The organism is Actinacidiphila sp. bgisy144, from assembly GCF_057708105.1.
This window is the reverse complement of the sequence record NZ_JBYIRM010000015.1, coordinates 105,150-117,653: the sequence shown is the minus strand read 5'-3', so window position 1 is coordinate 117,653 and position 12,504 is coordinate 105,150. Positions and strand designations below refer to the sequence as shown.

11 protein-coding genes are annotated in these 12,504 nt (G+C 70.2%); 7 read left to right on the top strand and 4 right to left on the bottom strand.

Annotated features, from left to right (window positions below; translation table 11 throughout):
- The first annotated feature begins 357 nt into the window (after positions 1–357).
- Positions 358–1,887 (top strand): MFS transporter, encoded by a 1,530-nt coding sequence (locus AC3EVP_RS18885; protein WP_435131260.1) that lies wholly within the window; start codon positions 358–360, stop codon positions 1,885–1,887.
- Positions 1,888–1,957: 70 nt separating this feature from the next.
- Positions 1,958–2,782 (top strand): ABC transporter ATP-binding protein, encoded by an 825-nt coding sequence (locus tag AC3EVP_RS18880; protein ID WP_335970952.1) that lies wholly within the window; start codon positions 1,958–1,960, stop codon positions 2,780–2,782.
- Positions 2,783–2,869: 87 nt separating this feature from the next.
- Here the strand turns inward: AC3EVP_RS18880 and AC3EVP_RS18875 are convergent, their stop codons facing one another.
- Entirely contained in the window at positions 2,870–3,346 is a 477-nt protein-coding gene (locus AC3EVP_RS18875) for a MarR family winged helix-turn-helix transcriptional regulator (RefSeq protein WP_435131259.1), read from the bottom strand.
- 210 nt (positions 3,347–3,556) lie between these two features.
- Between AC3EVP_RS18875 and AC3EVP_RS18870 the strand changes: the two genes are divergently transcribed.
- Complete coding sequence (locus AC3EVP_RS18870) at positions 3,557–4,216, top strand: TetR/AcrR family transcriptional regulator (protein WP_335970955.1); 660 nt, start codon at positions 3,557–3,559, stop codon at positions 4,214–4,216.
- Positions 4,217–4,464: 248 nt separating this feature from the next.
- The gene (locus AC3EVP_RS18865; RefSeq protein WP_335970956.1) at positions 4,465–5,973 is read left to right on the top strand and encodes an MFS transporter; all 1,509 of its coding nucleotides are present in this window, start codon (positions 4,465–4,467) and stop codon (positions 5,971–5,973) included.
- Between the two features lie 136 nt (positions 5,974–6,109).
- Here AC3EVP_RS18865 and AC3EVP_RS18860 read toward each other — a convergent pair whose 3' ends face one another.
- Together AC3EVP_RS18860 and AC3EVP_RS18855 are read right to left on the bottom strand one after the other, a co-directional pair.
- On the bottom strand, positions 6,110–6,895 hold the full coding sequence (locus tag AC3EVP_RS18860; RefSeq protein ID WP_435131257.1) for a dioxygenase family protein: 786 nt from the start codon (positions 6,893–6,895) through the stop codon (positions 6,110–6,112).
- A 110-nt stretch (positions 6,896–7,005) separates the two neighbouring features.
- The gene (locus tag AC3EVP_RS18855; RefSeq protein WP_435131255.1) at positions 7,006–7,515 is read right to left on the bottom strand and encodes a GNAT family N-acetyltransferase; all 510 of its coding nucleotides are present in this window, start codon (positions 7,513–7,515) and stop codon (positions 7,006–7,008) included.
- A gap of 217 nt (positions 7,516–7,732) precedes the next feature.
- On the opposite strand from AC3EVP_RS18855, the gene AC3EVP_RS18850 reads away from it, so the two are divergent.
- Together AC3EVP_RS18850 and AC3EVP_RS18845 are read left to right on the top strand one after the other, a co-directional pair.
- Positions 7,733–8,728: a sigma-70 family RNA polymerase sigma factor gene (locus AC3EVP_RS18850; RefSeq protein WP_335970960.1), complete on the top strand. Its 996-nt coding sequence runs from the start codon at positions 7,733–7,735 to the stop codon at positions 8,726–8,728.
- A gap of 117 nt (positions 8,729–8,845) precedes the next feature.
- Positions 8,846–9,613, top strand: a complete 768-nt coding sequence (locus AC3EVP_RS18845) for a VIT1/CCC1 transporter family protein (protein ID WP_435131254.1) — start codon at positions 8,846–8,848, stop codon at positions 9,611–9,613.
- 76 nt (positions 9,614–9,689) lie between these two features.
- Here AC3EVP_RS18845 and AC3EVP_RS18840 read toward each other — a convergent pair whose 3' ends face one another.
- Entirely contained in the window at positions 9,690–10,871 is a 1,182-nt protein-coding gene (locus AC3EVP_RS18840; RefSeq protein ID WP_435131252.1) for a PLP-dependent cysteine synthase family protein, read from the bottom strand.
- Between the two features lie 113 nt (positions 10,872–10,984).
- Here AC3EVP_RS18840 and AC3EVP_RS18835 point away from each other — a divergent pair, with 113 nt between their 5' ends.
- Positions 10,985–11,233 carry a hypothetical protein gene (locus tag AC3EVP_RS18835; protein WP_435131251.1) on the top strand — a complete coding sequence of 83 codons (249 nt, stop codon included), beginning with the start codon at positions 10,985–10,987 and terminating at the stop codon, positions 11,231–11,233.
- Positions 11,234–12,504 lie beyond the last annotated feature (1,271 nt).

The following is a 12,504-nucleotide window of genomic DNA, read 5'->3' as shown; positions in this document are numbered from 1 at the left end:
GCCGTACCGGCCACCGCGCGGCCGACCGCTCCGTGACCGTCATCGCCACCCGGGACGGTCGCCCGATGGCGGTCGCGGGTGATCCCCGCGTCCTCGCCCCGGCCGTAGGCCGCAGGACCGGGGGCGCAGGAACTGCCGCCGCGCCCGGGACGGGGCCCGGGCGCGGGCGGCTCCCCGGACCCCTCGCAGCACCGGCCGCGGCGCCCAGCTGGGCCCCGTTGCCGCGCCCCGCCTGACACCGGCACGACCGGCGCCGTGGCAGGGTGCCGTCACTCTCCCGCGTGGCAGCCATCCGGAGCTCCGCCTAGCGTGGAAGCAACCCCGGGGGGTGCGCATTCGCGCTAAGGAGACCACCTCATGGCCCGTGGCACCGAGGACAGCTCCACGGGCTCGGACGTGGAGGGCGGCAGCCAGCGCCGCCGACGTCCGAGCCTCGTCGACAGTCCGAACCACCGCTGGTGGGTACTGAGCGTCATCGCCCTCGCACAGCTGATGGTCGTCCTGGACGCGACCATCGTGAACATCGCGCTGCCCTCCGCCCAGACGGCCCTGGGCTTCAGCAACGGCAACCGGCAGTGGATCGTCACCGCCTATGCGCTCGCGTTCGGCTCCCTGCTGCTGCTGGGCGGCCGGCTCTCGGACCTCATCGGGCGCAAACGGATGTTCCTGATCGGCCTGGTGGGCTTCGCGGTCGCGTCCGCCATCGGCGGCGCCGCCGGGAGCTTCGAGGTGCTGGTCGCCGCCCGCGCCCTGCAGGGCATGTTCGGCGCGATGCTCGCGCCCGCCGCCCTGTCGCTGCTGACGACGACGTTCACTGACCCCAAGGAGCGCGCGAAGGCGTTCGGTATCTATGGCGCGATCGCCGGTGCGGGCGGTGCCGTCGGCCTGCTGCTGGGCGGCCTGCTCACCGAATACCTGAACTGGCGCTGGTGCCTGTACGTGAACCTGTTCTTCGCCCTGATCGCCTTCGTCGGCGGCTCACGGCTGCTGTACGCGGGCGGCCCGCCGGACCGCCCCGCCCTGGACCTGCCCGGCACGCTCCTGGTCTCCGGCGGCCTGTTCTGCATCGTCTACGGCTTCTCCAACGCCGAACGCCACCAATGGGGCGCGACCAGCACCTGGGGCTTCCTGGTCGCCGGGGGCCTGCTCCTGATCGCCTTCGTGTGGTGGCAGGGACGCGCCCGCCAACCTCTGCTGCCGCTGCACGTGGTGGGCGACCGCGACCGCGGCGCGTCCTTCCTCGCGATGTTCATCTCGGGTGCCGGCATGTTCGGCGTGTTCCTGTTCCTGACCTACTACCTGCAGCGCACCCTGCTGTACTCGCCGGTGAAGACCGGCCTGGCGTTCCTGCCGATGGTCGCCGTCATCATGATCGTGTCCGTCACCACGACGAACGCCCTCGTGCCGCGCTACGGCGCGAAGCCGATCGTCCCGACCGGCATGGCGTTGGGCGGCGGCGCCATGGTGTGGCTGACGGCGCTCGACGCGCACAGCACCTACGCCGCCCATGTGCTGCCGCCGCTGCTCCTGCTGGGCGCGGGCCTGGGCATGATCTTCGCCACCGGTATGAACCTCGCCACCGCGGGGGTGAAGCCCCGTGACGCGGGCGTGGCGTCGGCGATGGTGAACACCTCGCAGCAGGTGGGCGGTTCCATCGGCACCTCGCTGCTCAACACCCTGGCGCTGAGCGCGGCCACCAGCTACGCGTCGTCCCGGCGCCCCTCGGCGGGGGTCGCGGCCCAGGCCCAGCTGCACAGCTACTCGGTGGCCTACTGGTGGTCGGCCGGCTTCTTCGCGGTCGGCTTCGTGGTCACCTTGCTGCTGTACCGGCGGGGCGTGCCGGCGAGCCTTTCCGACCCGACCGCCCAGGGCGGCGCCCCGATGTGACCCGGCCGCACCGTATCCACATCGCGGAACGCCGCCGCAGGCCGATGGAGCGTACAGCTACCGTTTCGCCATGGCAGCGAACGGCAAGGACACGACCGGTTCCACGCCGCCGGTGGTCGCGGCACTCGACGCGGTCAGCGTCCGCCGGTACACCACCGGCCAGGTGATCCTCGACGACATCGACTGGACCGTGCGCTCCGGTGAGCACTGGGCGCTGCTGGGCGCCAACGGAGCCGGCAAGACGACCATGCTCCGGCTGATCGGCGCCCTCATGCACCCGACGACGGGCTCGGTCGAGGTGCTCGGCCACCGCCTGGGCCAGGTCGACATGCGCGAGCTGCGCGCCCACATCGGCCTGGTCTCCTCCGCGCAGAAGGTGCCGCAGGACGCCACCGCGCACACCGTCGTCCTGACCGGCCACACCGGCACCGTTCAGCCGCTGTGGCGCAAGTACGACGACGAGGTGCGCGAACGCGCGCACACCCTGCTGTCGGAACTGGAGATCAAGGAACTCGCCGACCGCGCCTACGGAGTGTGCTCGGGCGGCCAGCGGGCGCGCATCCTGGTGGCCCGGGCCCTGATGGCCGACCCGTCGCTGCTGCTGCTCGACGAACCGTTCAACGCGCTCGACCTGCCCTCCCGCGAGGACCTGATCGACGCCATGCACCGCCTGGCGGCCACACGCACCTCGCTGGCCACGATCACCGTGACCCACCACCTGGAGGAGCTGTCGCCGGCGATCGGCCACGTGCTGCTCCTCAAGGAGGGTCGTGTGCTCACCTCCGGCGACGCCGAGCAGGTCCTCACCGCCGAGCGGATGACCGAGTGCTTCGGCCGCCCGATCGAGGTCAGCCGCCACGAGGGCCGGTGGCTGGCCCGCTCAGGGCGCCGCTGACGGCTTGTACGGCCCCGAGAGGCATCCCCGTCCCCTTTCGGGACGAAAGAGCCGCAGGAGCCCGCTCAGGCGCTTTCTGACGGCCTTTCAGCGCCGCCAGGGCAGGTCGGCGCCCGGCGGGTGGTGCAGTCCGTCCGCGATGATCCGGGAGATCTCGCCGAGCTGCTCCACCTGCTCCGGGCTCAGCCGGTCGAAGATCGCCGCGCGGACCGCCGCGACATGGCCGGGGGCGGTCCGCACCAGCTCCTCGTGGCCGGCGTCGGTCAGTACGGCGAGCTGGCCCCTGCGGTCGGATGGGCAGTCCTCGCGCCGCAGCCAGCCGTTGCCCTCCAGGCGCGAGACCGCGTGCGACAGCCTGGAGCGGGTGATCTTGGTCCGCTCGGCGAGCTCGGTCATCCTCATCCGGCGCTCGGGCGTCTCGGAGAGTGTGGCGAGAAGCGCGTAGTACATGTGCGGCATGCCCGCGTCCCGCTGGAGCTGCCGGTCGAGATGATCCTCCAGCAGGGTCGTCGCCTGCAGGAACGCCCGCCAGGTCGCCTGCTCGTCTTCGGTCAGCCACTCCATGGACGCATCATAGGGGAGCTTCGTTGAATGTTCAATAAAATAACTCGATCAATGTGATGCGCGTCACTTTGGCGCGGGAAATATCCGGGGATCAACTCCCCGTTTAACCAGGCGTACGCAAACGGGGACAGCCTCCGTTTCGGCGTCGGACCGCTCGGACCGGCGTACACCGTGCAACACCAGGACCGGATCGCCGGAAGGAGCTTGGCCGTGACGCTCGACCTCACCACCACCGCCGCTGCCAAGCCGCGCGCCGCGAGGCTGCGTGCCGACGCCACCCGCAACCGCGAGCGGATCGTGAACGCCGCCCGCGAGGCGATCGTGGAGTTCGGCCCCGACGTACCCCTGGACGAGGTGGCGCGCCGCGCCGGCGTCGGCAACGCCACGCTCTACCGCCACTTCACGGACCGCGCCGAACTCGTCCGCCAGGTCGCCCTGGCGGTGATGGCCCGTATCGCGCGGCGCGCCGAGGACGCCCTCGCCGAGGAGTCCGACGCGCTCTCGGCACTCCAGCGCTTCGCCTTCGAAGCGGCCGAGGAGCGCATAGGCGCCCTGTGTCCCATGCTGTCGTCCGCGTTCGACCGCAAAGATCCCGCGGTGGAGCCCGAAGCGCTGCGCATGGAGCACGCGATCACCGAGATCCTGGACCGGGCCCAGCGCTCGGGCCAGGTGCGCGGCGACATCGCGGTCGGCGACCTGACGGTCGCGCTGACGCAGCTGACCCGGCCGCTGCCGGGCAGCGGTTGCGTCGGCTTCGACCGCTTCGTCCGACGCCACCTGCAACTCTTCCTCGACGGACTGCGTGCTCCGGCGCGCTCGACGCTCGAGGGCACCGCCGCGACCCTGGAGGACCTGCAAGGCTGCCATTAACCGTTCGCACGCGCCCACAGCGGGCACTACCGTTGGCGACTTCGCCTCCTGCCGATCGCTTCGTGGATCGCATCAACCAACGGCCGACAGCACGGCGGCCGACCGGGCGTCGAAGAAGACCGCTCGTCCCCGCATGAACACCCTTGTACGCCGGACCCGGGCCCCTGGATGCCGATCCGGCCCCGGACCGCTTGCTGACAAACGTCCCCACGTCCTGTCACTCCGCAACTCGTTTTGTGAGACCACTCATGTCTGAACAGCTCCAACCCGATCCGAAGCGCTGGACAGCGCTCATATTCATCGCGCTCGCCCAGCTGATGGTGGTGCTCGACGCGACCGTCGTGAACATCGCGCTGCCGTCCGCCCAGAAGGCGCTCGGCATCTCCAACGGCGACCGCCAGTGGGTCATCACCGCGTACACCCTCGCCTTCGGCGGTCTGCTCCTCTTCGGCGGCCGTATCGCCGACCTGTGGGGACGCAAGAACGCCTTCGTCGTCGGCCTGCTCGGCTTCGCGGCCGCCTCCGCCATCGGCGGCGCCGCGGTCAACCCGGCCATGCTCTACGGTGCCCGCGCCCTTCAGGGCGCCTTCGGCGCGCTCCTGGCGCCCGCCGCCCTGTCGCTGCTCGCGGTGATGTTCACCGACGCCAAGGAGCGCGCCAAGGCGTTCGGCGTCTACGGCGCCATCGCCGGTGCCGGCGCGGCGGTCGGCCTTATCCTCGGCGGCGTCCTGACCCAGTACCTGAACTGGCGCTGGGTGCTCTTCGTCAACATCGCGTTCGCCATCGTCGCCGTCATCGGTGCCGTGCTGTACGTCCACGAGCCCGCCACCGGGCGCAACCGCAACCGGCTCGACATCCCGGGCGTCGTCCTCGCGAGCGCCGGCCTGATCTCCCTGGTCTACGGCTTCAGCCGTGCCGAAACCGACGGCTGGACCTCAGCTGTGACGCTGGGCCTGTTCGTGGCAGCCGTCGTGCTGCTGGCCGGCTTCGCCTACCTCGAGGGGCGCGTCAAGGCGCCGCTGCTGCCGCTGCGCGTCGTCACCGACCGCAACCGCGGCGGCATCTACCTGTCGCTCGGCCTGGCTGTTATCGGCATGTTCGGCCTGTTCCTCTTCCTGACCTACTACCTCCAGCAGGTCCAGGGATACTCGGCGCTCAAGTCGGGCTTCGCCTTCCTGCCGATGGTGGCGGGCATGATCGTGGGCTCCACCCAGATCGGCGCGCGCCTGATGCTGCGGGTGCGCCCGCGGCTGCTGATGGCGCCCGGCTTCCTGGTCGCCGCGATCGGCATGGCGATCCTCGCCCAGATCAAGGTCGACTCCAGCTACGCCGAGGTGCTGCTGCCCGGTCTGGTCCTCATGGGCCTGGGCATGGGTACGGCGTTCATGCCGGCCATGAGCCTGGCGACCTACGGCGTGCGGCCGGAGGACGCCGGCGTGGCGTCCGCCATGGTCAACACCTCGCAGCAGGTCGGCGGTTCCATCGGCACCGCGCTGCTGAACACCCTGGCGGCCAGCGCGACCACCTCCTGGGCCACCAGCCACATCCACACGGCTGCCGACCGTAAGAACCCGCTGCTGATCAACGAAGGCGCGGTGCACGGCTACTCGGTCGCCATCTACGTGGCGATGGGCATCCTGCTGGCGGCCTCCGCGATCGCGTTCACCTTCCTGAACGCCGGGGTCCAGAACACGGGCACCCGTGCCGGCAGCGACGACTCCGTCGAGGACATCCCCATCCCGGTCGTCGCACACTGACGCCCGACCAGGCACCCTAGGGTGCCGAACCACGAACGGCAGGTCCCCGCAGCCCCGGATTTCCGGAAGCTGTGGGGACCTGCCGTTCGTCGTGCGCAAGGAGGACGCCGACGGCGTAGGCGGGGCGTCCTCGTGCTCAGCCGAACTGGACGGAACGCTTGGCGAGCCCCATCCAGAAGCCGTCGATGACGCTGCGCTGGCTGCCGAGTTCGGCCTCCGCGGCGCCCAGGGTGACGAACAGCGGCGCGAAGTGCTCGGTCCGGGGGTGCGCCAGCCGCCCGGAGGGGGAGGTGCGTTCGAAGTCCAGCAGCGCATCGACGTCCTGGGCGCCGAGCGCCCGGTGCCCCCAGTCGTCGAACTCGGCCGACCAACTCGGCGGTCCGCTGCCCGCATGCCGCAGCGCGGCCAGATTGTGCGTGAAGAAGCCGCTGCCGACGATCAGCACGCCCTCGTCCCGCAGCGGCGCCAGCCGGCGCCCGACCTCCATCAGCTTCTCCGGCTCCAGGGTCGGCATCGACACCTGGAGCACCGGGATGTCGGCTTCCGGGAACATCTCCACCAGAGGCACGTACGCCCCGTGGTCGAGTCCGCGGTCCGGCACGTCCTGCACCGGCCGGCCGGCGCCACGCAGCAGCTTGCGCACATCGTCGGCGAGCGCCGGGGCGCCAGGGGCGTCGTACGTCACCTGGTAGTAGTGCTCGGGGAAGCCCCAGAAGTCGTACACCAGGGGCACGCGGCTGATCGCGCCGATCGCCAGCGGCGCCTCCTCCCAGTGCGCCGAAACCATGAGGATGGCCTTCGGCCGGGGCAGATCGGCCGCCCAAGCGGCGAGTTGGCCCGGCCACACCGTGTCGTCCGCCAGCGGCGGCGCGCCGTGCGAGAGGTAGAGCGCGGGCATGCGCTCGGGGGTCGCCGTGGTCATCGCGCCTCCTTGAAGTTTCAAGCGTCTGCCTCGACGATATCCGATGCGGTTGAGAGTTCAAAGAATCTCGTCGGCTGGCACCCCGGAGGCCGGGCGCCGGGGGCGAGCGGTCAGGTGAGCCGCTTCTCGAACCACGCCACGTCGTGATAGACGCCGAACTTGCGGCCCACCTCCTCGTACACGCCGACCTGCCGGAAGCCGAACCGCTCGTGGATGCGCAACGAGGCGTCGTTCGGAAGGGCGATGCCCGCGTACGCCCGGTGCACGTCCTCGCCCGCCAGCGCCTCGAAAAGGCGCCTGTAGAGCAACGTCCCGATACCGCGCCCGCACGCATCCCGCGCCAGATAGATGCTCGTCTCCACCGACGTCGCATACGCCGCCTTCGGCCGGAACGCGCTACTGGTCGCGTAACCGAGAATCCGTCCGCCCGAACCGGGTAGCCGAGCAACCATCAGCCGATGAGGGCCGTCTTCCGGATGGGAGAGCAACCACGGGCGGCGCTCGCCGGGTGTGACGGGAGTGACATCGAACGTGACGGCCGTCTCGCGGACGTAGTGGTTGTAGATGTCCGTCAGAGCCGTCAGATCGGCCTCGCCGCCTGGCCCGACCTGCACGTCCATACGATCTGCCACCGTGCGGCCTCTCTGTGTGGCGAAACAGGATACTGCATGATCATAAAAAACGGGTGGCGACATGGGAATTGTGTCCGTATTCCAGTCGTTATCCAGAGTGGACGGGGCAGTCGCAGAACTGAGGAAGCCGCGCGACGCGGAAACCGGCGAGGCGGCTGAGCCCATCCGACAAACAGACCGACCGCACCTTCGAAAGGGAGCACGCATGGCAACCCGTGCCGTCGCCCGTCGTCAAGCAGGTGGGACCAGCAGCGTTCGCGCCGCAGGCGGGGAAGTCGCCGACCGCGACCTCGTCGGCATGTACCTCGACGAGATCGCGCGCACCCCGCTGCTCGACGCCGCCCGGGAGGTCGAACTCTCCCGCGACATCGAAGCGGGCGTCTACGCCGAGCGCATACTCGCCGCCGACGCCGACCTTCCCGCGTCCGCGGGCAGCGACGCCAAGCGGGAGGAACTCGAAGCGCTCGTCGCCGCAGGCGAACGCGCCAAGGACATCTTCATCCGCTCCAACCTGCGCCTCGTCGTCGCCGTGGCCCGCCGCTACCCGCGCAGCGGCCTGCCCCTGCTCGACCTGATCCAGGAGGGGAACGCCGGCCTGGTCCGCGCGGTCGAGAAGTTCGACTACGCAAAGGGCTTCAAGTTCTCCACCTACGCGACCTGGTGGATTCGCCAGGCCATCACCCGCTCCATCGCCGACCAGTCCCGCACCATCCGGCTGCCCGTCCACCTCGTCGAGGAACTCGGCCGCATCCGGCGCGTGCAGCGCGAATTCAACCGCGAGAACGGCCGCGACGCCGAACCCGCCGAGATCGCCACGGAACTCGGCTCCACCCCCGAGCGGGTCTCCGACGTCCTCGACTGGGCACGCGACCCGGTATCGCTGAACATGTCGGTCGATGCCGAGGGCGAGACCGAATTCGGCGACCTCGTCGAGGACGGCGCCGCGCCCTCGCCCGAGGACTCCGTCCTCGTCATGCTGCGCCGCGAGGAACTCGACGGCCTCATCGACCGCCTCGACGACCGCACCGCGTCCATCATCCGGGCCCGCTACGGCATCGTGGACGGCCGCGAGCGCACCCTCACCGAGGTCGGCAAGGAACACGGCCTCACCCGCGAGCGCATCCGCCAGATCGAGAAGCACGCCCTGGCCGACCTGAAGCGCATGGCCCGCGCCACCGGACTGGACTACGAAGCGGCGTAACCACCACCGTCACGCACCGCGTGACCCACAGACCCGGACCCCGGTGCATCCCCCCCGCGCCGGGGTTCGGCCTGTCCTGCTGCCCACGGGCGGGCCCTGAATGAGACGCTGCCTGCCATGAGCGACGACCGCGCCGGCAACGACGAAGAACCCGACGCACCGGAAAAGTCCGGCCACCGTGGTGAACACCCCGGTGAGCCGCACCACACCGGTCTCGGAACCCGCCTGAACTGGCTGAGAGCCGCCGTCCTCGGCGCCAACGACGGCGTGGTCTCCACCGCCGGCATCGTCGTCGGCGTCGCCGGAGCCACCGACTCCCGTTCCGCGCTGCTGACCGCGGGCCTCGCTGGGCTGCTCGCCGGCTCGCTGTCGATGGCAGCCGGCGAGTACGTCTCCGTCAGCACCCAGCGCGACTCCGAACGGGCGGCCCTCGCCGTCGAACGCGAAGAGCTCGCGACGACTCCCCAGGCCGAACTCGCCGAACTCACCGGCCTGCTCGAAGAACGCGGTATCACTCACGACCTCGCCCAAGAGGTCGCCGAACAGCTCACCGCCCGCGACGCGCTGGGCGCCCACGCCCGCGTCGAGCTGGGCATCAACCCCGACGAACTCGCCAACCCCTGGCATGCGGCATGGGCGAGCTTCGTGTCCTTCACCGTCGGTGCCCTGCTGCCCCTGCTCGCCATCGTGCTGCCCCCGCAGGGCTGGCGCCTGGCCGTCACCGTCGTGTCCGTGGTCATCGCGCTGGTCGCGTGCGGCAGGATCAGCGCGGACCTCGGTGGCGCTCCGGCGCGACCCGCTGTCCTCCGCAATGTCGCGGGCGGTGTCATCGCCATGGCCGTCACCTACGCCGTCGGCACACTCCTCGGCGCCACGGGAGTCTGACACCCACCCAGACGTGGGCGTGCGCGCGTGTCGGTACGCCACCTACCGACGCGGCCACCGCGGGCCGAAAGGAAGTTCAGCCGCGTGAGCCATCCGCGCCGGGACTGTCCAGCTGCCCGGTACGCAGGAAGTTCTCCAGGCACTCCAGATACGGCGAGATATCCATGCCCTGCTCCAGCAGCCACGCATCGGCGTAGTACTTCTCCACGTAGCGTTCTCCCGGATCGCACAGCAGCCCGACGACGCTTCCGCGCTCGCCGCGCTCACGCATCTGGGAGATGATCCGGAACGCGGCCCACAGACCGGTTCCCGTCGACGCCCCCGCGCGCCGCCCCAGGAGCCTCTCCAGGACGCGGACAGCAGCGACCGAGGCCGCGTCCGGAACCCGCATCATCCGGTCGATCGCGCCCGGCACGAAACTCGGCTCCACCCGCTGCCTGCCGATCCCCTCGATCCGCGAGCCGGCCGCGGTCGTCACGTCCGGATCGCTGTCCCGCCAACCTGGGAAGAAGGCCGAGTTCTCAGGATCAGCCACGCAGATGCCCGTCGTCGCCTGCGCGTACCTCACGTAGCGGGCCAGCGTCGCCGAAGTTCCCCCCGTCCCCGCCGTCGCCACGATCCAGGTCGGGATCGGATGGCGTTCCGACGCCATCTGCCTGAAGATCGACTCCGCGATGTTGTTGTTGCCCCGCCAGTCGGTCGCCCGCTCCGCGTAGGTGAACTGGTCCATGTAGTGGCCGCCGGTCTCCTTGGCCAGCCGGGCGGCTACCTCGTACACCTCGCTCGGGTTGTCCACCAGGTGGCACTTGCCCCCCTGGAACTCGATCAGGTCCACCTTCGCCCGTACTGTCCCGCGGGCCATAACGGCCACAAAGGGGACACCGATCAGACGGGCGAAGTACGCCTCCGAGACCGCCGTCGAGCCGCTCGAAGCCTCGATCACCGGGCGCCCCGGCCTGATCCAGCCGTTGCACAGGGCGTAGAGGAACAGGGACCGGGCCAGCCGGTGCTTGAGTGAGCCCGTCGGATGAGTCGACTCGTCCTTCAGATAGAGGTCGACGCCCCAGTCCGCCGGGAGCGGAACTGACAGCAAATGGGTATCGGCGGACCTGTTGGCGTCGGCATGGACTTTCGCCACAGCAGTGCTCAACCAGCGACGGTACTGGTGGTCGCTTCGGTCGATGTCCAGCACCTGCGCGGGCCCGCTTCGGGGCGGGAACGCTGCGGGCGGAGCCGGATTCTGCTTCGGAGTGTCCATGAGGCCAGGTATATCCGTCCGAATGCCCCAAACGGACACTTGGGGTATCTCTACGCGCCCTCTTGGGTGGGCGCTGCTCACGTGAGTCCCGCGCAGAGCCGTATCCTGGTGCCATGACCACAGGCGACGAGACCGGAAGCGAGCCGTTGCCGTCGGGCTCCCGGCCGGAAGTCGGCTCCTCCTCGGACGGCCCCTCTTCCGGTGGCGCGCCAACGCCTGCAGGTGCCGGCTTCGTCTTCGACGATCCGCTCGACCGGCCATCGGCCGACGACACCGACCGCGGCTGGGGCGATGCACCCGCGGACACGGCAGACGACGACTTCACCCGGTTCCTCAACGAGAAGCCGCCGCACCACATCTGAGCCAGCCCTGACCCGCTGCCGGAGGTGCCGATCTCCCCGGCCGCGCCGGCCGCGCCGGCCGCGCCGGACAGGCGTCCATGCCACCGCGCGGTCTGGTTGACGCGCTCAGCGGACGTCGGTGTGCGGCTGTGGGTGTGCTGAGCGACATCCGGGGCAGCCTCGTCGCATTGCGTTTCGGTGAGCGCGCCGGTCCGAAGTGCCTGGGCGTCTGCCGTGGGAACAGCGGCCTTTTCGGTGCGGTCGAGGTGCGGACGGTCGAGGTGTGCACGGCCGCTGTCCCGTACGGTCTTCTGTGAAAGGACCAGGACCCAGCGCGGTCCCTCATATCGAATGCTTCGACGAGGCGATCGACGGGCCCGCCTGCCACTCAGTTCGCGACAGTTCTGAAGGCGGGCGAGCCGGCCGGGGCGACGGTGATCACGTCCATGCGTCGGAGAATGCCGATCACCCTGAACCCGAGCGGAAGCGCCAGGGTGCTCCTCTCGCGCCGCTGTGGAGAACCGACACGCGTCATGGAGAGCGCCAGCGAAAGAAGCGGTACGACGGTCCTTCGCGAACAGATTCAGCACAGAGCCACCCCCAACGGAGACGCCGCGGCTGCTCCTGACAGTGCCGCTGCCGTACGGCGGGACACGGCCAGCACGATCAGCGCGCCGTTGCCCGCACCGGCGCTCTCAGGCGGGGCGGAAGCCGTCTGCCGCGACTGAGCCGGACTGGGCGGTACCGCTACGACCGTCACACGTGACGCCACCACCCGGGCACCGGCGAGCACGTCCACGCGCGCGCCAGGGCGCAGAAGGGCGGCCGCCTCCGAGTCGGCGATCCGTACGGGCGCCCGCACCAGTTGCTCAGCGGGCCTTGGAGGTGAGCCGGTCGCGGTCGACGGAGCCGACGGAGTGCCGCGTGGCGCGGCCCGCTCGTGTCGCGGGGAGGTGCCGTGAGTCGAGAGCACGGCGGCCAACACCGCCAGCACACCCAACCCCGTGGCAAGGTGCCGGCGCATGCGGCGCAATGCCGCGCCGAACCTTCCTCCACCGCGTCCGCCGGCGCAGACCGGAGGAAAGTCCGGCACAACGATGCGCGGTGGCGCGTACGGTCGAGGCGTATCCGACGAGGGCTTGGCATATGGCTCGTCGGGAACGCATGCGGGGGAATCCGTGGGAGAGTTGGGGAAAGGCACGCTCGACACCGTCCTACGTGGAAAGAGGGCGCCGACCGAATCGAGCCGGCCCCTCCACGATGACGCATTTCCCGCAGCGCTGTTTCGGCCC